This is a genomic window from Micromonospora sp. DSM 45708 (genome assembly GCF_039566955.1).
GTDB lineage: Bacteria > Actinomycetota > Actinomycetes > Mycobacteriales > Micromonosporaceae > Micromonospora.
In genome coordinates this window covers 95328-117214 of record NZ_CP154796.1, presented here as the reverse complement: position 1 = coordinate 117214, position 21887 = coordinate 95328, and the positions used below count along the sequence as shown (strand labels likewise).

Annotated in this window: 27 protein-coding genes; 8 read left to right on the top strand and 19 right to left on the bottom strand. The window is 73.2% G+C overall.

The window, feature by feature from the left end; genetic code table 11:
- Window positions 1-34: 34 nt before the first annotated feature.
- Window positions 35-1021 (top strand): helix-turn-helix transcriptional regulator, encoded by a 987-nt coding sequence (locus VKK44_RS00610; RefSeq protein ID WP_343444858.1) that lies wholly within the window; start codon window positions 35-37, stop codon window positions 1019-1021.
- Here the strand turns inward: VKK44_RS00610 and VKK44_RS00605 are convergent.
- From VKK44_RS00605 to VKK44_RS00575, 7 genes are all read right to left on the bottom strand, one after another.
- Window positions 1012-1926 (bottom strand): SDR family oxidoreductase, encoded by a 915-nt coding sequence (locus VKK44_RS00605; protein WP_343444857.1) that lies wholly within the window; start codon window positions 1924-1926, stop codon window positions 1012-1014. The genes VKK44_RS00610 and VKK44_RS00605 overlap by 10 nt on opposite strands.
- Before the next feature lie 93 nt (window positions 1927-2019).
- Window positions 2020-2733 (bottom strand): hypothetical protein, encoded by a 714-nt coding sequence (locus tag VKK44_RS00600; RefSeq protein ID WP_343444856.1) that lies wholly within the window; start codon window positions 2731-2733, stop codon window positions 2020-2022.
- A gap of 251 nt (window positions 2734-2984) precedes the next feature.
- Window positions 2985-3722: an alanyl-tRNA editing protein gene (locus VKK44_RS00595; protein WP_343444855.1), complete on the bottom strand. Its 738-nt coding sequence runs from the start codon at window positions 3720-3722 to the stop codon at window positions 2985-2987.
- An 11-nt stretch (window positions 3723-3733) separates the two neighbouring features.
- Window positions 3734-4621 (bottom strand): alpha/beta fold hydrolase, encoded by an 888-nt coding sequence (locus VKK44_RS00590; protein ID WP_343444854.1) that lies wholly within the window; start codon window positions 4619-4621, stop codon window positions 3734-3736.
- On the bottom strand, window positions 4618-4932 hold the full coding sequence (locus VKK44_RS00585; RefSeq protein WP_343444853.1) for a DUF2516 family protein: 315 nt from the start codon (window positions 4930-4932) through the stop codon (window positions 4618-4620). Before VKK44_RS00585 ends, VKK44_RS00590 begins: the two co-directional genes overlap by 4 nt.
- A gap of 72 nt (window positions 4933-5004) precedes the next feature.
- Entirely contained in the window at window positions 5005-5685 is a 681-nt protein-coding gene (locus VKK44_RS00580; protein WP_343444852.1) for a hypothetical protein, read from the bottom strand.
- Window positions 5682-6281: a helix-turn-helix domain-containing protein gene (locus VKK44_RS00575; RefSeq protein WP_343444851.1), complete on the bottom strand. Its 600-nt coding sequence runs from the start codon at window positions 6279-6281 to the stop codon at window positions 5682-5684. Before VKK44_RS00575 ends, VKK44_RS00580 begins: the two co-directional genes overlap by 4 nt.
- Before the next feature lie 111 nt (window positions 6282-6392).
- Between VKK44_RS00575 and VKK44_RS00570 the strand changes: the two genes are divergently transcribed.
- A complete protein-coding gene (locus VKK44_RS00570; protein ID WP_343444850.1) occupies window positions 6393-7190 on the top strand; it encodes an alpha/beta fold hydrolase in 798 nt (265 codons plus the stop codon).
- Window positions 7191-7277: 87 nt separating this feature from the next.
- Here the strand turns inward: VKK44_RS00570 and VKK44_RS00565 are convergent, their stop codons facing one another.
- From VKK44_RS00565 to VKK44_RS00550, 4 genes are all read right to left on the bottom strand, one after another.
- The gene (locus VKK44_RS00565) at window positions 7278-8237 is read right to left on the bottom strand and encodes an asparaginase (RefSeq protein ID WP_343444849.1); all 960 of its coding nucleotides are present in this window, start codon (window positions 8235-8237) and stop codon (window positions 7278-7280) included.
- Window positions 8238-8331: 94 nt separating this feature from the next.
- Window positions 8332-9159 carry a beta-keto acid cleavage family enzyme gene (locus VKK44_RS00560; protein ID WP_343444848.1) on the bottom strand — a complete coding sequence of 276 codons (828 nt, stop codon included), beginning with the start codon at window positions 9157-9159 and terminating at the stop codon, window positions 8332-8334.
- Between the two features lie 112 nt (window positions 9160-9271).
- The gene (gene ygfZ / locus VKK44_RS00555; RefSeq protein ID WP_343444847.1) at window positions 9272-10381 is read right to left on the bottom strand and encodes a CAF17-like 4Fe-4S cluster assembly/insertion protein YgfZ; all 1110 of its coding nucleotides are present in this window, start codon (window positions 10379-10381) and stop codon (window positions 9272-9274) included.
- Window positions 10378-10809, bottom strand: coding sequence for a Fur family transcriptional regulator (locus tag VKK44_RS00550; protein ID WP_343444846.1), 432 nt, complete (start codon window positions 10807-10809; stop codon window positions 10378-10380). The genes ygfZ and VKK44_RS00550 overlap by 4 nt, the downstream gene beginning before the upstream one ends.
- Window positions 10810-10878: 69 nt before the next feature.
- Between VKK44_RS00550 and VKK44_RS00545 the strand changes: the two genes are divergently transcribed.
- Entirely contained in the window at window positions 10879-11739 is an 861-nt protein-coding gene (locus VKK44_RS00545; protein ID WP_343444845.1) for an aminotransferase class IV, read from the top strand.
- Window positions 11740-11811: 72 nt separating this feature from the next.
- Here the strand turns inward: VKK44_RS00545 and VKK44_RS00540 are convergent, their stop codons facing one another.
- Window positions 11812-12402, bottom strand: coding sequence for a heme-binding beta-barrel domain-containing protein (locus tag VKK44_RS00540; RefSeq protein ID WP_343444843.1), 591 nt, complete (start codon window positions 12400-12402; stop codon window positions 11812-11814).
- Window positions 12396-12500 (bottom strand): small membrane protein MtfM, encoded by a 105-nt coding sequence (gene mtfM / locus VKK44_RS00535; protein ID WP_013475110.1) that lies wholly within the window; start codon window positions 12498-12500, stop codon window positions 12396-12398. Before mtfM ends, VKK44_RS00540 begins: the two co-directional genes overlap by 7 nt.
- A 12-nt stretch (window positions 12501-12512) precedes the next feature.
- Here mtfM and VKK44_RS00530 point away from each other — a divergent pair, with 12 nt between their 5' ends.
- From VKK44_RS00530 to VKK44_RS00520, 3 genes are all read left to right on the top strand, one after another.
- Entirely contained in the window at window positions 12513-12887 is a 375-nt protein-coding gene (locus VKK44_RS00530; RefSeq protein ID WP_343444842.1) for a DsrE family protein, read from the top strand.
- 79 nt (window positions 12888-12966) lie between these two features.
- Window positions 12967-13350: an SCP2 sterol-binding domain-containing protein gene (locus VKK44_RS00525; RefSeq protein WP_343444840.1), complete on the top strand. Its 384-nt coding sequence runs from the start codon at window positions 12967-12969 to the stop codon at window positions 13348-13350.
- Window positions 13347-15401, top strand: coding sequence for an amylo-alpha-1,6-glucosidase (locus VKK44_RS00520; RefSeq protein WP_343444838.1), 2055 nt, complete (start codon window positions 13347-13349; stop codon window positions 15399-15401). Before VKK44_RS00525 ends, VKK44_RS00520 begins: the two co-directional genes overlap by 4 nt.
- Before the next feature lie 10 nt (window positions 15402-15411).
- Here VKK44_RS00520 and VKK44_RS00515 read toward each other — a convergent pair whose 3' ends face one another.
- The 6 genes from VKK44_RS00515 to VKK44_RS00490 form a co-directional block, all read right to left on the bottom strand.
- On the bottom strand, window positions 15412-16278 hold the full coding sequence (locus VKK44_RS00515; RefSeq protein ID WP_458351590.1) for a hypothetical protein: 867 nt from the start codon (window positions 16276-16278) through the stop codon (window positions 15412-15414).
- Window positions 16279-16473: 195 nt separating this feature from the next.
- A complete protein-coding gene (locus tag VKK44_RS00510; RefSeq protein ID WP_343444836.1) occupies window positions 16474-16806 on the bottom strand; it encodes a DUF1416 domain-containing protein in 333 nt (110 codons plus the stop codon).
- A 1-nt stretch (window position 16807) separates the two neighbouring features.
- Window positions 16808-17656 (bottom strand): sulfurtransferase, encoded by an 849-nt coding sequence (locus VKK44_RS00505; RefSeq protein WP_343444835.1) that lies wholly within the window; start codon window positions 17654-17656, stop codon window positions 16808-16810.
- 194 nt (window positions 17657-17850) lie between these two features.
- Window positions 17851-17928 (bottom strand): Ms5788A family Cys-rich leader peptide, encoded by a 78-nt coding sequence (locus tag VKK44_RS00500; protein WP_311202345.1) that lies wholly within the window; start codon window positions 17926-17928, stop codon window positions 17851-17853.
- 60 nt (window positions 17929-17988) lie between these two features.
- The gene (locus VKK44_RS00495; RefSeq protein WP_343444833.1) at window positions 17989-18771 is read right to left on the bottom strand and encodes an LmeA family phospholipid-binding protein; all 783 of its coding nucleotides are present in this window, start codon (window positions 18769-18771) and stop codon (window positions 17989-17991) included.
- 82 nt (window positions 18772-18853) lie between these two features.
- Window positions 18854-19903 carry a hypothetical protein gene (locus VKK44_RS00490; protein ID WP_343444832.1) on the bottom strand — a complete coding sequence of 350 codons (1050 nt, stop codon included), beginning with the start codon at window positions 19901-19903 and terminating at the stop codon, window positions 18854-18856.
- Between the two features lie 245 nt (window positions 19904-20148).
- Between VKK44_RS00490 and VKK44_RS00485 the strand changes: the two genes are divergently transcribed.
- Window positions 20149-20868, top strand: a complete 720-nt coding sequence (locus VKK44_RS00485; protein WP_343444830.1) for a winged helix-turn-helix transcriptional regulator — start codon at window positions 20149-20151, stop codon at window positions 20866-20868.
- 155 nt (window positions 20869-21023) lie between these two features.
- Entirely contained in the window at window positions 21024-21854 is an 831-nt protein-coding gene (locus VKK44_RS00480) for a polysaccharide deacetylase family protein (RefSeq protein WP_343444829.1), read from the top strand.
- Window positions 21855-21887: the final 33 nt, after the last annotated feature.

Here is a 21887-nt window from a genome sequence, read left to right as displayed (position 1 = left end):
GTCAAGAGGGGGCCCCTCCTTACACAATGGGTGGGTGCGTGCGTCTCGGCTGATCTCGTTGGTGTTGCTGCTCCAGTCCCGGGAGACGATGACGGCCGCCGAGCTGGCCCGCGAGCTGGAGGTCTCCGAACGCACCGTCTACCGGGACGTGCTGGCGCTCTCCGCCGCCGGTGTGCCGGTCTACGCCGACCGGGGCCGGGCCGGCGGCTACCGGCTGCTCGGCGGCTACCGGACCCGGCTCACCGGGTTGAGCCGCGACGAGGCCGAGGCGCTGTTCCTGGCCGGGCTGCCGGGGCCGGCCGGCGACATGGGACTGGCCGACGCGGTGGCCGCCGCCGAGTTGAAGGTGCTGGCCGCGCTGCCGCCGAGCCTGCGGGACGCGCCCGCGCGGACCGGTCAGCGGTTCCACCTGGACGTGCCGGGCTGGTTCCGGGAGAGCGCGCCGCCGCCCCGGCTGGCCGAGCTGGCCGGGGCGGTCTGGCAGGACCGGACCGTCGAGCTGCGCTACCGGCGCGGCGACCGGGAGGTGACCCGCACGCTGGCGCCGTACGGGCTGGTGCTGAAGAACGGCGTCTGGTACCTCGTCGGCCGCGTCGGCGACGGGTGGCGGACGTACCGGGTGGACCGGGTGGTCGACGTCGCTGTGGGTACGGAGCGTTTCGAGCGGGACGAGCGCTTCGACCTCGGGGCGTACTGGCGGGAGCAGGCCGGCGCGTTCCTGCGCGACCTGCTGCGGGAACGGGTCACCGTGCGGCTCGGGCCGGCCGGGCTGCGGGTGCTGCGGCACCTGGTGGACGCGCCGTTCGTCTACTCCGAGGCGGTCGCCGCGGCCGGCCGACCCGACGGGCAGGGCCGGCTGGTGCTCCGGCTGCCCGTCGAGTCGGTCGACGTGGCGTACGGCCAACTGCTGGCGCTCGGCCCCGAGGTGGAGGTGCTGGCGCCGCCGGAGCTGCGGGCCCGGTTCGCCGAGGCGGCCCGCCGCGCGGCGGCGCTCTACGCCGACGACACCGGTCAGCGGTAGCCGGCGTCGTCGGCCGGCTTGCCCGGCGCGACCACCTCGTCGTGGTAGCGGGCCCAGTGCGGGCGGGTGCCGTCGAGGTCGGTGAAGCCGTACACCTGGGCCAGTCCGCCGCTGTCCAGCGACTGCCCGTTCCAGCGGGCCCGGTCCGGGTCGGCGGCCAGCGCGGCCACGGCCCGCCCGACGAACGCCGGCGTCTCCGACATGACGAAGTGCGGGTCGGTCCGCGCGCCGTCGCGCCAGTTCGCCTCCGTGACGCCGAAGTGCTCCAGCATCGCCTCGGAGCGCAGCCAGCCGGGCGTGAGCGCGACCGCGGTGCCGCCGTGCGGGGCCAGCTCGTGCGCCTGGGTGAAGCCGAGCCGGTTCACCGACACCTTCGCCAGGTCGTAGAAGACGGAGAGGCGGTAGGTCGTGTCGTTGTACGCCTTCGTGCCGTCGCCGATCTCGACGACCAGCCCGCCCGGGTTGCGGATCAGCAGCGGCAGCGCGAAGTGGCTGGTGATGATGTGGGTGTCGACGGCCAGCCGCAGCATCCGGAAGCCGGCGTCGAGCGGCTGCTCCCAGACCGGCTTCTCCCAGGTGATCAGCGGGTCCGCGCCCCAGATGTCGTTGACCAGCACGTCGAGGCGGCCGTGCTCGGCGTCGATCCGCTCGACCAGCTTGCGTACCTGGTCCGGGTCGAGGTGGTCGACCGCGACCGCGATGCCGGTGCCGCCCGCGGCGGTGACCAGCTCGGCGGTCTCCTCGATGGTTTCCGGCCGGTCCATCTCCGAGCGGCGGTCCCGGGTGGTGCGGCCGGTGGCGTAGACGGTGGCTCCGGCGGCGCCGAGCTGGACGGCGATCTGCCGGCCGGCGCCCCGGGTCGCGCCCGCGACGAGCGCGACCTTTCCGGTCAGTGGTGAGTTCATGGGTTCACCGTGTCACCGATACCTGACAGCCGAAGTCCGGTTTTAACAGAACCTCAACCAGCCAGGTGGGCAGTTGAGGAAGCGCAGTGCCCGTCAACTCCGGCCAGCGGCTCTTCTGCTGGCTCTCAACTGCGCGACAAACCTGGGGTAGTCCGCTCCGGTCAGGCCGGACCGGGCCTCGTCTAGGCGCTCCATGAGCGTCGTGTAATGCCTGTCAAATCCGGGCCGCGAGACAACCAGCAAGTGGACGAGATCTCCGATAACCACGATGATCTTCCGCCGACTCTCGATCTCACAGTAATTCAGCACCTCGGGCGCCCGGCTGGGTAAGAACTGGTTCTCCTTCCCGCTCTTCAGCCGCCACACCCATTGGCCGTGCGCGGCCTTGTTTCGGTCCTCTATGACCGGCCTGAGGTCACCGTCAAGCAGCTTCCGAATTTCTTCGAATCTGGCGAAGGGCGCCACCCCCACCGATGCACTGTCCACTGCGAGGTGCATCAACACGCTATAGTGCCGTCGAAATGCGAAATCCAGAGCTTCGAGCCATCTGTCCACTTGAGACTTTGCCCGCCCCACCAAATCCCGTTCCCGGTCATTGAAGCCGTTGGGATCGGCCAGCACCTGGCGAAGCCGCGCCTCTGCCAACATTCCCAGCACGAGGATATGCATCCTCGAGAATGCCTTCACAGCCGCCTGATCATTGTGACGAATCGCCTGCTTGTGGGCACGTTCTAGCTGAGTCAGTCCGCGCTTGATTTCAGCTAGGTTCTCACTGTGCTTCTCGAACTCGCGAGAAGTGTGGAACAAGCCCTTGCCAACCCTTCGACTCCTGAACGCCACGCCACACGCGCATGTCATGCGGCCTGGCGTCCAGGAGTCGAACCTGGCATCTCCTCCGACTTTTCGGAGGCGCGCTCCGAGCGCCCACGCCCACAGTGAAAGTACCGCAGCGTATACCAGGGAGGCCAGACCCGAGCACCGCTCGACTTCCTGGCCGGCTCGACCACTTCGGTGGAGGAACCGCGGCGACGCCTGTCCGCCCGGCCTGCCCCGCTGACTCAGTCCGCCAGGCGGACCCGGACCCGGCGGTTGGCCCGGCCCTTGCTCTCCACCTTGACCACCTGGACCTTGCCGATCTGGGCGGTGGAGGCGACGTGCGTGCCGCCGTCGGCCTGCACGTCCAAGCCGACGATGTCGACGATCCGCACCTCCTGCTCGTCCGGTGGGATCAGGTTGGACTGGGTACGGATGATGTCCGGCAGCGCCAACGCGTCGGCGCGCGGCAGCACCCGGACCGCGACCGAACGGTCGGCGGCCACCTCGGCGTTGACCAGCTCCTCGATGCGGGTCTTGAAGTCCGACGGCACCTCGGGCAGGTTGAAGTCCATCCGGGCCTCGCCCGGTTCCATGTTGCCGCCGGTGACCAGCGCGCCGAAGTCCCGGAACACCACGCCGCACAGCACGTGCAGCCCGGAGTGGGTCCGCATCAGCATGGTCCGGCGGGCGTCCTCCACCGCGCCGGTGACGTCGGCGCCGACCGGCGGCACCGGGTCACCCTCGGCCGGGATCAGCCACAGGTCGTCGCCCTTGCGGGTGCCCACGACCCGGGTCTGCACGCCCTGCCAGAGCAGCACCCCGTGATCAGGTGGCTGGCCGCCGCCGCCCGGGTAGAACGCCGACCGGTCCAACACGATGCCCTGCTCGGGGTCGGCCGCCAGCACCCGGCACGTCCACTCACGCAGCGTGGGGTCGGCGAGGTCGAGGCGGTGCGTACGGCCGTGGTGTGTGACGCCCATGCCGGCCGACGTTACCCGTTCAGGAACGACGAGACGCGCTCCCGCAGGTCGGCGCGTTCGGTCCAGAGCACGGCGGGTCGGTCGTACACGTGCAGGGTGGCGGCCGGCAGCGCGGCGGCGAGCTGCTCGGCCACGGCGACCGGGTGCAGGTCGTCGTCGACGCAGCCGATCACCAGCGCCGGGGCGGTGACCGCGGCGAGCGCGCCGGCGTCGTCCAGCGGGGCCTGGCCGGGCAGGCCGGCCAAGCCGGGTGCGAGCCCGTCGCGCAGCAGTTGGTCGAGCCGTTGCCGCAGGTAGGCCCAGCCGGCCGGGGTGTTGCGGACCGACGGCGGCAGCTCCAGCGACACCACTTCGGCGAGCGCGTGCGCGTCGCCGTCGGCCACCGCGTCGAGCAGGCCGGTGAGGCGGGTCCGCGCCACCTCGCCGCGCGGCGTGTCCAGCACGGCGGGAAGGAAGAAGACGAGCTTCTCGAAGCGTGCCGGGCTCTCGGCGAGCAGCCGGCACAGCGCGCCCGCGCCGAGGCTGGCCCCGAACGCGCGGGTGGCGCCGCCGAGGTCGGCGACGGCCCGCAGGTCACGGGCGAGGTCGAGGTAGTTCCACGGCCCGGGCGGGGAGTCGGACCGGCCGTGCCCGCGGAACTGGAAGAAGATCCGTCGACCGGTCACGCCGCTGCCGAACGGCCGGGTGGTGGCGATGCCGTTGCCCAGCCCGTGGGCGAACACGGTGACCGGATCGCCGACGCCGGTGACCAGGCGTTCCAGGCTCACCCCGTGCGGGGTGTCGACGAGTTCCGTCTCCGGTTCGGGCAGCGCCGGCCGGCCGGTACGCGGGCCGCCGGGGCCGGGCCCCCAGGTGCGGGGGCCGCCGTCCGGCGGCGGGGGCCAGCGGAAACCTCTCACCAGGACCCTCGGCCGTCGTGCAGGTCCCGCAGGCCGGGTCGCACGTCGAGCAGGTAGATGAGGCCGGCCGCGATGCCGACCAGCCCGAAGAGGCTGATCGGGCCGAAGCCCAGCAGGGTCAGCAGCAGGCAGACCGCCAGGATGGCGATCCAGCCGCCCTTGGGCAGCGTGCCGAGCGCGGCGAAGCCGTCGCCGCGCTGGGTGAGTGCGTGCACCAGGGCCACGCCCTGGATGACCAGGGCGAAGACGAGCAGGATCAGCTGAATCACGGAGCGGACTTCGAACGCGAAGATCGGCGCGGCGTAGGCCATGCCGGCAAGCTTATGCCGAGACCCCGGAAACGTCCGACAGGACGCTGTCCGGGGTCCGGGTGGAGAGTCGGGTCACTCGGCGGTCGGGCTGGTCCGCTTCGTGGCCTTCGGCAGCTTCGCCGACGGGGTGGCCGGCTTGGCGGCGGCGGCCTGGGTGGCGGTCGCCTTGGTGGCCCGGGTCCGCTTCACGGCGGCCGGCTTGGCGGCCACCACCTCGGCGACCTCGGCCGGGCTCGGCACCTCGGTCTTCGGGGTCACGGTCGTCGGGGTGACCGGGGTGGTCTCCTCGGTCGCCTCGATGTCGGCGTTGACGGTCTCGGCGGCCTCCAGCACGCCGGCGCCGACGACCCGCTCGCCCCGGGCGACCAGCTCGGCGTACGCGGCCAGGGCACGCTCCTGCGCGGCGTATGCGCCGGACACCACGGCGGCGGCGTTACGGGTGGCGGCCTCGCGGAGCTTGTCCAGGTTGGCGGCCTCCCGGAGCTTGTCCAGGTTGGCGGCCTCGCGGAGCTGGTCGAGGTCGGTCGAGCGCAGCCCGGTGGCGGTCAGGTTGGCCGTCTTGAGCGTCTCGGTGGCCTTCTGGCGCAGCTCGTAGCCGGTGCCGACGGCCTTGCCGCCGAGGTCGGCGACGACCCGGGTGCCCAGGCCGCTGACCACGGTGGGCAGCTTGCGGAGCTGCTCCAGGGCCAGCTCACCGGCGCCGGCGGCGGCGTAGAGCGGGGCGGGGATGCGGTTGGTCTTCGGCTGGGTCATGACTGCTCCTCTTCGGCCGCACCGGCGGCCTTCCGGGCCGCCCGGCGGGCGGTCGTGCGTTCACGGGCGGCGGTGGGCGGCGCGGGCGCGGGGCCCGCCTCGGTGACGGCGACCGATTCGAGGACCGCCTCGGTCGGGGTGCCGTCGGGTGTCACGGGGCCGGTCGCGGCCGGCGCGACGGTGGCCGGGGCCTCGGGCGCGGCGGCCGGCTCGGTGGGCTCCACCGGTCCGGCCGTGCCGGTCGCCTCGGCCAGGCGCGCGTTCTCCCGGCGAAACGTCTCGTAGATCTGGGTGAGCGACTGCTTCTGGGCCATGGTCAGCTCGGCGTCGACGGCGATGGCCGCGAGCACGCCCTGCCCCTCCTTGTCGTCCAGCAGTCCGGCCCGCAGGTACATGGCCGGCGTGGAGACGCGAAGCGCGCTGGCGAGCTGCTGGAGCACCTCGGCGCTCGGCTTGCGCAGCCCGCGCTCGATCTGGCTCAGGTACGGGTTGCTGACGCCGGCCTGCTCGGCGAGCTGACGCAGTGAGATCTTCGCGTTGCGCCGCAGGTCGCGAATGAACCCGCCGACATCGGGAAGGTCCTTGCTGGTGGCCATGACTCCACGGTAACGCGGTCTGCTAGCTGCTGCAAGCAAAGTGCTAGCCAGAGTTAGCGATGTCACCCGAATCCGGTTGCGGGGGCGATGTCCGCTCCGTACCGTTCCCCCGTGACCAAGATCGAGATCAACGGCGCCGCGCTCGCCTACGACGAAGCCGGCAGCGGCAGCGCCGTGGTGCTGCTGCACGCCGGCATCGCGGACCGGCGCATGTGGCGCGAGCAGGTGCCGGCGCTCGCCGCCCGGCACCGGGTGGTCGTCCCGGACCTGCGCGGCTACGGCGAGTCGGAGTTGCCGCCCGCCCCGTTCGCCCACCACGACGACCTGGTCGGGCTGCTCGACGCGCTGGGCGTCGAGCGGGCCGCGCTGGTGGGCTGCTCGTTCGGTGGCCGGGTGGCGGTGGACACCGCGCTGGCCCACCCGGAGCGGGTGAGCGCGCTGGCGCTGTTCGGCGCCCCGCTCTCCGGCTACGAGTGGTCCGAGGAGACCGAGCAGCTCTGGGAGGAGCTGGTCGGCGACGTGGACCCCGAGGACTTCGGTGCCATGGCCGCCGGCGAGGTGCGGTTCTGGGTGGTCGGCCCGACCCGGCAGCCGGCCGACGTCGACCCCGAGCTGATCAGGTTCGCCGAGGAGATGGACCGCCGCGCGCTCGCCGCAGAGCAGGCGCTCAGCGCGATCGAGGTGGCGGAGCTGGACCCGCCGGCCGTCGACCGACTGGCCGAGCTGCGGGTGCCGGTGCTGGCCGCGGCCGGGGCCGACGACCTCCCCGACATCCGCCGCCTGGCCGACCGCATCGCCGCCGAGGCCCCCCACGGGGTACGCCTCCCCGACCTCCCGAACGCCGCCCACCTGTTCCCCTTGGAGCACCCCACCGAGGTCAACACCGCCCTCCTCACCTTCCTCCCCTGACCCACCCCTCGTTGATCTTGCACTTGCCGCCCCGGCAAACCGTGCACAACGGGCGGGACATGGGCCGCAAGCGCAAGATCAGCGGGGTCACCAGAGGGGGCGGACGGCACCCACCTTCAGGCCGCCACCCAGGAGGGGCACCTCGGCGTACTCGGTGAGGATGGGGGCGGTCAGGCCCAGGCGGGTCAGCGCGGACGTCAGGACCGGCATCCGCGGGCGGGCGGCGCCGTCGTCGATCTTGAGGGCGACCGCGCCGACACCCGGGACCGCCGCCGCGATCACCCCCTCCGCGCCGATCTTGGCGAGCAGCCCCGGTACGCCACGCATCAGCCGGGTGTCGTCGGCCTGGGTACCGCCGACCAGCTCCGGGTACGCCCGCATCGCGTCCGCCACGGTCCGCTCCACGGCGCCCGGCTCGGCGGTGACCAGCCGCAGGAACGCGCGCGCCAGCCCGGTCAGCGAGACGGCGTGCACGGGTGCGCCACAGCCGTCCACCCCGACCGCCGCCGCCCGCTCCCCGGTGAACTCCTCGACGGTGGCGGTCAGCCGCTGCTGGAGCGGGTGCTCCGGCCGCCAGTACCCGTCGAGCGGCCAGCCGGCCGCCCGGCAGGTCAGCACCATGCCGGCGTGCTTGCCGGAGCAGTTCATCAACACCCGGGACGGGCCGCCGCCGGCCCGCAGCACCGCCTCCCGGGCGGCCTCACCGAACGGCAGGTCCGGCGGGCAGTGCAGCGCCTCCCCGGTCAGGCCGGCGTGCCCGAGCAGCGCGGTGACGCGCTCGACGTGGAACTCCTCACCGGCGTGACTCGCGGCGACCAGCGCCACGTCGGCCGGGTCGGTCAGCGCGAGCCCGGCCCGGAGCATGCCGATCGCCTGCATCGGCTTGTTCGACGACCGGGGGAAGATCGGCGAGCCGACGTCACCGGCGCCGGCGACCGGCGAGCCGGTGGCGTCCAGCACCACCACGGAACCACGGTGGACGCCCTCCACGAACCCGGAGCGGACCACCTCGGCGAGCGGCACGCCGCCCTCGTACGTCTTTCCCACACGATGGACGGTACCGACGGGGCGATCACGGCCGGCAGCGGGGTGACCTGCGACGTCGGCCGCGCCCGTACAGGTGCGGGTGCGCGTGCGCCGCTTACACGCCGAGCAGCGCGCGGGCCTCGGCGGTGGTCAGCGGCGGGCGCTGGGCGAGCTGGGCGAAGCCGACCGCGCGGGCCACGAGCTGCATGTTCGACTCCACCGGGCGGCCCTTCGCGTAGGTGACCGTGTCCTCCATGCCGACCCGGAGGTGACCGCCGGTAGCGAGCGAGGACAGCATCACCGGGATGGTGCTGCGGCCGATGCCGGTGGCCGCGAACGTGGTGCCCTCGGGGAGGTCACGCAGCATCTGCTGGGCGGCGACAAGCGTGGCGGCGGTGCCCGGCATGCCGCCCGGCACGCCCATCACGAAGTCGACGTGGACGTGCCCGCCGTGCGGCAGGCCGTACTTGCCGAGCAGCCGCTGCAACGCGGTGAGGTGGCCGAGGTCGAAGATCTCGTACTCGGGGACGACGCCCCGCTCCTGCATCCGGGTGTGCAGGTCGACGATGAACTCCCAGCGGTTGAGGAACACGTCGTCACCGAAGTTGACCGTGCCCATGGTGCAGGAGGCCATGTCCGGCCCGGCGTCGAGCACCGCGAGCCGGTGCGCCTCCGGGTCGGTCACCGCGCCGCCGGAGGAGATCTGCACGATCAGGTCGGTGCTCTCCCGCAGCGCCGACACGGTCTCCCGCAGCCGGGCCGGGTCGAGCGTGGGCCGCGCCTCGTCGTCCCGGATGTGCACGTGGATCACGGCCGCGCCGAGCGCCTCGCACTCCTTGGCGGTCAGCAGCAGTTCGTCGAGCGTCACCGGCAGCGCCGGCACCTCCGCCTTGGCCGACTCCGCACCGGTGGGGGCAACCGTGATCAACGTCCCTGTCGTCATGCCCCGGATCCTAGACCGGCCCCCGGCACCGGGTCGACCGTAGGATTTCCGGTGCGAGCGGCGTCAAGAAGGGAACCTTTCTCTACCGCAGGCGTTAATAAGGGGCCCTTCCTTACACGTCGATGGCGGCGGCGGAGTCGCCCACCATCAGGCGGGCGTCGTCGGGGGTGTTGCGCTTGAGCACGGCGAGCGCGATCTGCCCCAGCTCGTAGTGGTGCACGGCGGTGCCGACGAAGCCGACCGTCCGGCCGTCAAGCGTGACCGGCGTGCCGGCGGGCGGCGGCTGGTCGGTGGTCACACCGTCCAGGTGCAGCAGCGCGAGCCGGCGCGGCGGCTTGCCGAGGTTGTGCACCCGGGCCACCGTCTCCTGCCCCCGGTAGCAGCCCTTGTCCAGGTGCACGGCCGGGGCGATCAGGTCCACCTCGGCGGGAATGGTGCGGTGGTCGGTCTCCACCCCGGCCCGGGCCCGCCGGGCGGCCACCCGGATCGCCTCGTACGCCCACAGCCCGGCGACCGGCACGCCCGCGCCGCGCAGCGCGGCCACCACGTCGGCCATCGCCGGGCGCGGCACCAGCAGGTCGACGCCGAGCGCCACCCGGCGGGCCCAGCCGCCGGACGGCAGCGGCGTGACGTCGTACACCACGGAGGGCCGCGCGGGCAGCTCGCCGGAACGGAACTTCGGACCCGGCACCCCGAGCACGTCGGGTGCGGCCAGGCCGGTGACGCCGAGCGCGCCGGTCGCGTCGGCGGCCTCCGGCCCGACCAGGGAGAGCAGCGCGTGCCCGGCGGTGACGTCACGCGGCTCGACCTTGCTGAAGAAGCGCATCTTCTCCAGGTACGACAGCAGCCCGCCGGTCATCCCCGGCTCGGTGTCCAGCCAGGTGGTCTCGCCGTCCTCGGCGACCAGCGCGTGCTGCTCGACGTGCCCGTTCGGGGAGAGCACCAGCAGCTCGGTGCCCTGCCCGGGCGCCAGCGCGGCCAGGTGCTGGCTGGTCAGCGTGTGCAGCCAGCCGATCCGTTCCTCGCCCGGCACCGCGATGACGCCCCGGTGCGAGCGGTCCACCAGGCCCACGCCGGTGGCCAGCACGCGCTGTTCGCGCATCGGGTCGCCGTAGTGCGCGGCCACCGGCGCGACACCGGCCGCCCGGTGCGCCGGCTCGGGCTGGTCCCGGGTCTCCTCGTCGATGGCGTCGGCGGCCACCGCGCCCGCGATGTCGATCATTTGCGTTCCCCGTCCTGTGCGCACCGACCGCAGACCCCGAAGAGCGCCACGTGCCCGATGTCGACCTGAAATCCGCGTTGCCGGGCGAGCTGGTCGGCGAGCGGCCCGAGCATTTCCGGGGAGATCTCGTCGATCGCCCCGCACTCCCGGCACACCAGGTGCACGTGCTGGTGCTCGCCGGCCGCGTGGTAGGTCGGCGAGCCGTGCGACAGGTGGGTGTGGGTCACCAGGCCGAGCCGTTCCAGCAGCTCCAGCGTGCGGTAGATGGTGGTGATGTTGACCCCGGCCGCGACCTCACGGACCGCCGTGTGCACCTGCTCCGGGGTGGCGTGCCCCAGTTCGAGGACGGCCCGCAGGACCAGCTGCCGCTGCGCCGTGAGCCGTAGCCCGCGCGAGCGGAGCAGTTCCGCGAGGGAGGATTCCGACACCCTCCGATCATAGTTCGGCCGCCGCGCCGGTCCCGGTCGCCGCCGGGGTACGCCACTACGCTGCGCCTCGTGGAGGCGATCCGGGTGGCGGTGCCCGGCCGGGGGCTGGTCCCGGCCGGCGAGCCGGTGCTGCGCGGCGACGACCTGGGCGTCCTGCACGGCGACGGCCTGTTCGAGACGCTGCACCTGCGCGCCGGCCGTCCCTGGTTGCGCGACGAGCACCTGGCCCGGCTGCGGGCCGGCGCGGCGGCGATCGACCTGCCGCTGCCGCCGGTCGAGGCGCTGGTGGAGCTGCTGGACGCGGTACGGGTGGGCTGGCCGGCGCAGACCGAGGGCGCGTTGCGGCTGGTCTGTACGCGCGGGCCGGAGGGCGACGGCCCGCCCACGGTGTACGCCACGCTCGGCGAGGTGCCGGCGGCCACCCGACGGGCCCGGCACCTGGGGGTGACGGTGGCCACACTGCCGCTCGGCGTGACCGCCCGGTCCCGCCCCGAGCTGGGGTGGCTGCCGGCCGGTGTGAAGTCCACCTCGTACGCGCCGAACACCGCCGCCCGACGGTGGGCGCGGCGTGCCGGCGTGGACGACCTGCTCTGGGTCTCCACGGACGGCTACGTGCTGGAGGCGCCCACCGCGAACGTGGTGTGGCTGACCGCCGGCACACTGCTGACCGTGCCGGCGGCGGCCACCGGCGTGCTGCCCGGCGTGACCGCGCACCACCTGCTGGGCCGGGCGGCCGAGCTGGGCCTGACGGCGGGCGAGCGGCTGCCCACCGTGGCCGACCTGCACGGGGCCGAGGCGATCTGGTTGACCAGCTCGCTACGCGGCCCCGCCGAGGTCACCTCCCTGGACGGAACCCCCCGCCCCCGTTCGCCCCTGACCCCGCACCTGCACACCCTCCTGGGCTTCCCCCACCCCACCGGGACGCGGTGATCAAGGAGTTCGCGTCGGAGTCGATCTCTCCGGTGACGCGAACTCCTTGATCAACGCGGGAAGGGTGGGAGGTCAGCCGGCTACCCGGGTCAGGCGGGCGGAGAGGTGGGGGGTCAGGGGGTGGCCCATGGCGGCCATCTCCTGCGCGTAGAGCAGGGCGCCCTCCACGATGCCGAACAGGCGGGCGCCGGCGGTGACCTCCTTCGCGGTGCCCGTACGGACGACCGCGTCGGTGGCGAACTCGATCTGGGTGCCCTTGCGCTTGCCGATGTGCAGCTCCATCACGCCGGTCGGCACGCTCATCAGCGCCTCGATCTCGTCGGTGACCCGGTCACCGTCGAGCACCGGACGCCACCAGCCCACCTCGCGACCGGCCGGGCGGACCGGGCGGCTCTGCTCGTCCAGGAGCCACGCCCGGGACTCGTAGAACAGGAACGGTCGGCCGTCGTGGCTGATCCGGATCTCCTGCGCGTAGTCGAAGTCCTCGATCGTCGGGAACCCGCCCCGACCCCGGCCGCGCCACACCCCGATGTACGGCAGCAGCCCGTCCAGGCTCGGGTGCAGCTTGGGGCCGACGCGCAGGTCGTGGCTCTCCTCGTACGGGTACGGGTCGACCGGCGGCGCGTTCAGCCACGGCGGCTGGAGCGGATTCTCACTCACCATCTACCTCTTGCTATCCGGACTGCGACATAGACCAGACCGCCGGCGAGCGCGCCCAGACCGGCGACCAGCAGGCTGACGAACCCGATCTCGGTAACCATCCGGGCCATCCTATGCTGGACGGCATGACGCGCACTCTCGTCGTCAAGGCCACCGCCGGCGCGGACGCCCCGGAGCGGTGCGCCCAGGCGTTCACCGTCGCCGCCACTGCCGCTGCGGCCGGGGTCGACGTGTCGCTCTGGCTGACCGGCGAGTCGACCTGGTTCGCGCTGCCCGGGCGGGCGGAGTCGTTCGAGCTGCCGCATTCCGCGCCGCTGGGCGAGCTGCTGCACGTGGTGCTGGCCACCGGCCGGGTGACCGCCTGCACCCAGTGCGCGGCCCGGCGGAACATCGGCCCGGACGACGTGATCCCGGGTGTCCGCATCGCGGGTGCGGCGGTCTTCGTCGAGGAGGCCATGACCGAGGGCGCGCAGGCCCTGGTCTACTGACCACCCTCCGGGGTTGTCCATTCTGACCGGTACGCCGATCCTGACCCGATATGCCTGTTCCCCGCCTACCATTCGGATGGTGAGCGAGGCGATCGAAAGGTTCTTCGCGTCGTTGCCGGCGCGCGCCCCCGTCGTGCTGCGCAGCCCGATCGGCGGCACCCTCCGGATCGACCTGACCGACGGCAACCGCACCGAGCACTGGTACGTGACGCTGGCGCCCGGGTCGGCCCGGGTACGCCGGGAGGAGGACCGCCCACCCGACGCCGTGCTGACCGTCGGCACCCAGCTCTTCGAGGAGCTGGTCACCGGGCGGGAGGCCGGGCTGGCCGCGGTGCTGCGCAACGAGGCCACGTTCGGCGGGCACGTCGTGCTGTTCCTGGCGCTCCGCCGCTTCCTGCCCGACCCGCCCGGCGCGCGGGACCCGAGGGAAATCGCCCGTGAGCACGTCCGGCGGTCGGCGTGAAGGAACGGGTCAGCATCCTCGACGGCAACACGTTCCTGGTCAGCGACCGTCGCGGCAACATCGAGCCGTCGTTCGACTTTCCCACCGGGTTGTTCTCCTTCGACACCCGGTTCCTCTCGACCTGGATCCTCTCCCTGGACGGCCAACCGCTGCACGCGCTCTCCATCGACGACTCGCTGTCGTACAAGACGCGGTTCTTCATGGTGCCCGGCGAGCCGACGCACTACCTGGACGCGGCCGTCTCGGTGATCCGCAGCCGATCGATCGGCGGCAGCTTCGACGAGGAACTGACCCTGCTCAACCACGCCGATCAGGAGAAGGAGTTCCGCCTCCGGCTCGACATCGGCTCCGACTTCGCCGACCTGTTCGAGATCAAGCACAAGCGGCAGAAGAAGGGCAGCACCACGCCCACCGTGGAGGAGAACGGGCTGCGGCTCACCTACCGGCGGCAGGGGTTCCACCGGGAGGCGATGATCGGCAGCACCGCCCCGGCCGAGGTGGACCGGGGCGGGATGACGTTCCGCATCCGCGTCGAGCCGCACGGCGAGTGGACCACCCGGCTGCACGTCACCACCATGATCTACGGGGCCCGGGGTGAGGACATCCGGGCCACGCTGCCGCTGGGCGGGCACCGCTCGGTGGCGGCCATCGAGGCCGACCAGCAGGCGCTGACAGCCAACGCACCGAAGCTGGGCTGCGACTGCCAGCCGCTGGCCGGGGCGTACCGGCGCAGCCTCACCGACCTGGCCGCGCTCCGGTACGAGTCGATCACGCTCGGCGTCCGGCTGGTCGCCGCCGGCCTGCCCTGGTTCATGACGCTGTTCGGCCGGGACAGCATGTTCACCTCACTCCAGATCCTGCCGTTCCTCCCCGAGCTGATCCAGCCGACCCTCCTCATGCTGGCCGGGCTCCAGGGCGGCCGGATCGACGACTTCCGCGACGAGGAGCCCGGAAAGATCCTGCACGAGCTGCGCTACGGCGAAACCGCCGGCTTCGAGGAGCAGCCCCACTCGCCGTACTACGGCGCGGCCGACACCACCGCGCTCTTCGTGATCCTGCTCGACGAGTACGAGCGGTGGACCGGGGACGGAAAACTGGTGCGGCAACTGGAGCACGAGACGCGGGCGGCGCTGGCCTGGCTCGACACGTACGGCGACCTGCTCGGCACCGGGTACGTCTGGTACATGTCCCGCAACCCGGAGACCGGGCTGCCGAACCAGTGCTGGAAGGACTCCCCGGACGCCATCTCCTACTCCGACGGCCGGCTGCCGGAGTTCCCGCGCGCCACCTGCGAACTACAGGGATACGCGTACGACGCCAAGCTGCGCGGCGCCCGGATGGCCCGGACCCACTGGCAGGACCCGGCGTACGCGGAACGCCTGGAACGCGAGGCGGCGGCGCTGAAGGAGCGGTTCAACCGCGACTTCTGGATCCCGGACCGGGAGTACTACGCGCTGGCGCTGGACCCGCAGGGGCGGCACGTGGACGCGCTCTCCTCGAACATCGGCCACCTGCTGTGGAGCGGCATCGTCGACGAGGCCCGGGCACCGGCGGTCGCCGCGCACCTGCTCGGCCCGCGCCTCTTCTCCGGCTGGGGCGTGCGGACGCTCGCCGACGACCAGGGCCGGTACAACCCGATCGGCTACCACGTCGGCACCGTGTGGCCGTTCGACAACTCGATCATCGCGTGGGGGCTGTGGAAGTACGGCTTCCGCGAGGAGGCCGGCCAGATCTGCGACGCGATGCTGAACGCGTCCCGCTACTTCGACGGTCGGCTCCCCGAGGCGTTCGCCGGCTACGAGCGCGGCCTCACCGACTACCCGGTGGAGTACCCGACCGCGTGCAGCCCGCAGGCCTGGTCCGCCGGCACTCCGCTGCTGCTGCTGCGCGTCATGCTCGGGCTGGAGCCGCAGGGCGAACACCTGATCATCGACCCGGCCGTGCCGCCGGGGATGGGCCGGGTGGAGCTGCTCGACATCCCGGGCCGGTGGGGCCTGGTGGACGCGCTGGGCCGCAGCCGCACCCCGCACGACGACAACGACCGGGCCTGACCCGGCCGGGTCAGGCGCGGCAGGGGCTGGTGACCGCCACCCGGACCCGCCCGTCGACCCGTTCCGCCAGCACCGCCGGTTCACCCGGGCGGGCGTACCGGTCGGCGGAGTCCACCACCGGCGCGGCGCCCGTGCCGAACGCGGCGGCCAGCGGCTGGTCGGCCGCCACGGTGGCCTCGCCCCGGGCGGTCCGGGCCGTCCCGCCGCCCGGGCACGGCGCGGTCAGCACCTGGACCGTCCCGGTCGGGCCGCCCCAGCGGCCCAGCGCACGGGCCAGCGCGGCCGACTCGGCGGCGGCGTCGGCGGCCGGTGCCCGGTAGCCGTCACCGGCCGGACGGCAGCCGGTGTCGGCGGTCAGCAGCACCCGACCGGGCCCGCCGGACCGGCCCTCGACCGCCACGAAGTCGCCGGCGTCGGCGCGCAGCAGCGGCTCGCCGTCGAACGTCGAGACGCCCGCCCGCCACTGCGGCGGCAGCCGGTCGGCCACCCGGCGCAGCACCTCGCGGACGTCATCGTCGCCGGTCGCCACCTCGACGCCGCGTTCCAGCGACACGCCGTCGTCGAGCGGCGTCACGCGGCAGCCCCGCTCCAGCCGGTCCGGCAGGAGCGCCGGCACCCCGGCCGTCCCGACCGCGGCGGTCAGTTCACCGATCGCCCGGTCCACCACCGGGCCGGCCTGACTCAGCGAACGTTGCTCCTTGACGGTGGGCGGGTCGTGGCGCACCGACCACCAGGTCAGCCCGGCGAGCAGCACGGCCCAGACCACCGTCACGGCCACCAGCCGGCGTTGCCGACGCGGGTCGGGCGCCTGCTGGCCGGGGGCCTGCTGGTCGGGTCGGGACGGCGGGGCGTACCCCGGCTGGACGGCACCGCTCACCGGGCCATGGTGTCACGCCCCGGCGACCCGATGACCGTGGCCGGTCACCCCGCCGTAGATCTTGGTACGAAACGGCCCCAGGGGCGCACGTTCTGACCCGGTGGCCCCGGCACGGCTCGGGCCGGTCACCCCTGGACGGGGCGACCGGCCCGAGCCGATGCGCGTGGTGCGGAGGTGTTGAGCGGGGGCCCCTTCTTACGCCTTGACGGTGACGGTGACCTCGTTGATGCCCCGGGCGGCGGTCACGGCGGTGTCGCCGTTGCCGTGCCGGGAGAGCGCCCGCAGCGTCCACGAGCCCGGCGCGGCGAAGAACCGGAACTGGCCGGCCGCCGAGGTGACCACCTCGGCGGTGAACTCACCGGTCGAGTCGAGCAGCCGGACGTACGCGCCCGGCACGACCTCGCCGGACTCGGCCAGCACCTGACCGGTGATGACGGTTTCCTTCTCCAGGTCCAGGCTGGCCGGGAGCGGGGCGGCCTGGTCCGGCGCGGCGCAACCGGCAGCGGTGGGAGCCGTGGGAGCGGTCATGTCAGGCCTCCCCGGGCTCGTCGCCGAGCGCCACCGGCACGCCGACCAGCGAGCCGTACTCGGTCCAGGAACCGTCGTAGTTCTTCACGTTCCGGTGCCCGAGCAGCTCCTGGAGCACGAACCAGGTGTGCGAGGAGCGCTCGCCGATCCGGCAGTAGGCGATGGTCTCCTTGCCGTCGTCCAGCCCGGCGTCGGCGTAGATCTTGCGCAGCTCGTCGTCGGACTTGAACGTGCCGTCCTCGTTGGCCGCCTTCGACCACGGCACGCTGATCGCGGTCGGCACGTGGCCGGCGCGCTGCGCCTGCTCCTGCGGCAGGTGGGCCGGGGCGAGCAGCCGGCCGGCGTACTCGTCGGGGCTGCGCACGTCGACCAGGTTCTTGGTGCCGATGGCGTCGACCACCTCGTCGCGGAACGCGCGGATCGAGGTGTCCGGCGCCTGCGCGACGTACTGCGTGGCCGGGCGGGTCACCGCGTCGGTGACCAACGGGCGGGCGTCCAGCTCCCACTTCTTGCGACCGCCGTCGAGCAGCTTGACGTCACGGTGGCCGTAGAGCTTGAAGTACCAGTACGCGTACGCGGCGAACCAGTTGTTGTTGCCGCCGTAGAGGATGACGGTGTCGTCGTTGGCGATGCCCCGCTCGGAGAGCAGCTTCGCGAACTGCTCCTGGTTGACGAAGTCCCGGCGGACCTGGTCCTGGAGGTCGGTCCGCCAGTCGAGCTTGATGGCGCCGGCGAGGTGGCCGGTGTCGTAGGCCGAGGTGTCCTCGTCGACCTCGACGAAGACGACGCCCGGGACGTCGAGGTTCTTCTCGGCCCACTCGGCCGAGACGAGTGCGGTGTCGCGACTCATCAGATCACTCCCTGGTGAAGATGGGTGGTGAGCCTGCGCGCGGAGATCGAAGCCGGTGGTAGTCGCACCACGCGCGGGACCCTGAGCTAGGAACGGATCACGGGTACGTGCGACGGCGCCGCTGCCGGGCGTTCGGGGGGTGTGAGAAACCCTTGGTGCCGGTGGCCGCTAGGCGGCCGGAGACAGCCCCGCCGTCAGATGACGGGGCGACACAGGCAGGTGGCCACGCGGCACAGGTCGACCGCGCGCCGTTTGGTGAGGAGGGTCCCCATGGGAGGGGACATTACCAGCCGGCCCGGCATGTGCCACCGGGCCGACCAGCATGCGAGACGTCAGCGGGCGGAATTGAGCGGCACGTTCGCCGCGTCCGCGGTGACCACCAGGCCCTCCGGCCTCGGCTCCACCTTGCGGACGTTGAGCTGGAACGGCAGCTCCGGCAGCGGCACGTCGATCGAGATGCTCCGGGCGTAGTTGGCCAGCAGCGTCCGCGCCAGCGCCACGTTCGGCAGGCCGTCGGCGGTGAGGTCGCTGAAGCGCAGCGCCACCTTGCCGTCGGCCACCGTCACGGCGGCGGTGCCGTTGACGGTCAGCTTGACGCCGAGAATGTCCACCGGGGCGGTGACCGCCAGCTTGCCGTCGCGCTCGCCGAGCGTCAGGCCGGGCCGCTTCAGCAACTTGGCCAGGCTGTCGTAGGTGACGGTGCCCCGCCCGTCGACGCGCTCGGCCACCACGTCGCCCCGACCGGAGCGGATCGTGTCCAGGGACGCGGTCACGTCGCGGGCGTCCACGTCCAGCCGCGGCACGTCGACCGTGTCGCCCTGCACGCTGCCCTTCACGTCGGTCAACTGGATCGAGATGCGCTCGTACCTGCCGGCGAGCACCTGGTTGAGGAACGGGAAGCCGCCCACCTCGACCTTGGGCGCGGCGGACTGGGCGTCCTGCTTGGCGACCTCCTGCCGCACCTGGTCGGCGATCGCCCGCTCGGCCACCCCGGCGGCCACCCGGTCGGCGACGACCAACAACCCGGCCAGCACCAGCAGCAGCACGAGGAAACCGATCAGCACCTTCCGACCCCGGCGACGGGGCCGGCCCTCCGTCGGGTACGCCTCTGCCACGCCGCCTCCAGTCCTCGCCGCCGTCACCGCGTCTCGCGGCGCAACCGTACTTACCCGGGGCGGGGTTTCCCCAACCGGGCGCTCAGAGGAAGAGCACGCACATGGCGTACGCGGCCGGCGCGGCGAGCGCGAAGCCGCCCAGCGGCCCCTGCATGTGCCGGGCCGCCCACATGGTCGGCGGCTCCCCGGCCATCAGCCGGCCCGCCTCTGCGTACCCGACGGCGAGGTCGGCCAGCACGGCGGTGGCGGCGGTGACCACCCCGACCAGCGCGGCGCTGGTCGGGGTGAAGCCGACCAGGTAACTGCCGAGCACGGCGCTGGTCAGCGTGCCGAGCATGGCGCCCGCCACCACGCCGGTAGCGCCGCGCGGCACCTGCGGGGCGAGCCGGGGCCACGGGGCCACCGCGTCGGTCAGCCGGGCCACCAGCAGGGCCACCCCGGCGGCGGTGAGGCAGACCGTGATCGCCTGGGTGCCCTTGGGGATCCGGCTGAGCACGATGAGCGAGGCGAAGGCGACCACCCCCACCACGATGAGCAGGGTGCCGCCCAGCGAGTCGGTCACCCGGACCCGGTCCACCCGGCGGACGAGCTGGCCAAGTACGCCGAGCACGAGGCCGGCCACCGCGGCGTACCCGAGCGGGGCCAGGCCGGCGACGTCCGCCCGCACGGCGGCGACGTCGGCGATCACCGCCGTGCCGGCGCTGACCAGCGCGACGACCAGCAGCGCGGGCGGTCGCATGGCCATCGTCCAGGCGAGCACGTAGAGCAGTTGGACGCCGAAGATGATGGCCGCGAACGGCAGCCGGTGGCCCGGACCGGCGGTCTGCGCGCCGAGCACGAGGCCGACGCCGAGCAGCGCGGCGAAGCCGGCCACGGTGAGCGCCAGCGGCCGGCGGAACTCCACCGGCGGCACCTCGTCCTCGGGCACCTCGTCGGGGGCGTCGTCGGGACGCCGGCTCGGGCCGCCCTTGCGGAGCCGGCGGGGCCCCTTGCGCTCCCGCTGCTCCCCCTCCTCCTCGCCGGACCCGGCGCGCGGGGTGGGCGGGTAGCCACGGGCCGGGCCGGACGGCCCGGAGGACGGGTCGTCGGCCCACGGTTCACGACCGGCGTCGCGCGAGGTGGAGGGAAACACGCCCCGATCGTGCCAGACCCGGGCGGTCGGGCGGAGGTCACGGTTTCGGCAACGTTAAAACCTGCGCCGCGATCGAGGGCAGAAAGGGCAAACAGGAAAAGACGTGAAGGTGACGGCCGGACCATCGGTTACGCTCAACCCGTTCCCCCGCCCGTCAGCGACGCCGGGACCCACGCAAGTTCACAGCGCCGCCCCCACCGGGCGTGCCGCTGGTCGCGCGCGGCCAAAGGGCCGCCGGGACGGAGGTGATCGTGGAGCTCCTGATGCTCGTGACCGCACGGGCCGGCGAGCCGTCGGCGGTGTTGCCGGCACTCGACCTGCTGCCGCATGCGGTGCGCACCGCACCCCGCGACGTCCGCACGCTGGTCTCCGGCCCGACGCCGGACGCCGTCCTGGTGGATGCCCGCTCCGAGCTGAGCGAGGCACGCGCCACCTGCCGGATGCTGCACGCCACCGGGCTCGGCGTGCCGCTGGTCGCGGTGGTCACCGAGGCCGGCCTGATCGCGCTGAACGCCGACTGGGGGGTGGACGACGTGATCCTCGCCGGAGCCGGCCCGGCCGAGGTGGAGGCGCGGCTGCGGCTGGCGGTCGGCCGGCTGAACAACGCCGTCGCGGGCGCCGGCGGCTCGATCCGGGCCGGCGAGCTGAACATCGACCCGGACACGTACGCCGCCAAGCTGAAGGGCCGGCCGCTCGACCTGACCTACAAGGAGTTCGAGCTGTTGAAGTTCCTCGCCCAGCACCCGGGGCGGGTGTTCACCCGGGACCAGTTGCTGCGCGAGGTCTGGGGCTACGACTACTTCGGCGGCACCCGGACGGTCGACGTGCACGTCCGGCGACTGCGGGCGAAGCTCGGTTCGGAGTACGAGTCGATGATCGGCACGGTCCGTCAGGTCGGCTACAAGTTCGTCGTGCCGCCGTCGCGCTCGCTGCCGGAGTCGGAGCCCGCACCGCTGCCGGTCTGACCGGCGTCGACGCGTCCCTCCACTCGGGGACATCTTCCCCATATGCCCCATTTGCCCGCTGAACCCCTCATATCCTGACTGCCTGGTTTGTCAGGACCGAGGGGGGCCACGGTGCACGCGGTGACCACGGGGGCGGCGAACGGCCGGTACCACTGATGTCCGGCTCGACGCTGAAGACGGTGACGGTGGTGACCGCGGTGCTCGTCGGGCTGCTGGCCTCGGCGTACGCGCTGGGCCGCGGGGTGGTGCCGGAGCGGCATCCGACAGCCGCGGGCGTGACCGCCTCCGCCACCGCCCCGCACTACGCCGACCAGCCGCCGACGGGCGACCGGCCGAGCCCGGACGCCGCCACGAGCGCGCCGGACGTCACCGGGGACGGCGCGGGCCCGTACGGCGCACACGTCACCACCGGCTCGTCCCGGGTCGCGTTGACCTTCGACGACGGCCCCGACCCCCGGTGGACGCCACAGGTGCTCGCCCTGCTGAGCCAGTACGGCGTGAAGGCCACGTTCTGCGTCGTCGGCGAGAACGCGGAGAGCTACCCGGACCTGGTCCGGTCCATCGCGGCCGAGGGGCACACGCTGTGCAACCACTCCTGGAAGCACGACGTCAACCTCGGCCGGCGCACCCCGGAGACGATCCGGGCCGACCTGAGACGCACCAACGACGCGATCCTGGCCGCCGCGCCGGGCGCCCGGATCGCGTACTACCGGCAGCCGGGCGGCGCCTGGACCGCCCCGGTCGCGTCGGCCTGCGCGGAGCTGGGCCTCACGCCGCTGCACTGGAGCGTCGACCCGTCGGACTGGCGGGCGCCGGGGGCGGAGACCGTGGCGGCGCGGGTCCGCGCGCAGATCGCGCCCGGCGCGATCGTCCTCATGCACGACGCGGGCGGGGACCGCTCCGGCACGGTCGCGGCGTTGCAGCAGCTCCTGCCGGAACTGCTCGCGCGGTTCGAGCTGGAACCGCTGCCCACCCGCGCCCCGTGACGAGCGCCACCACAGGCCGTCGCCGCCCCGCGG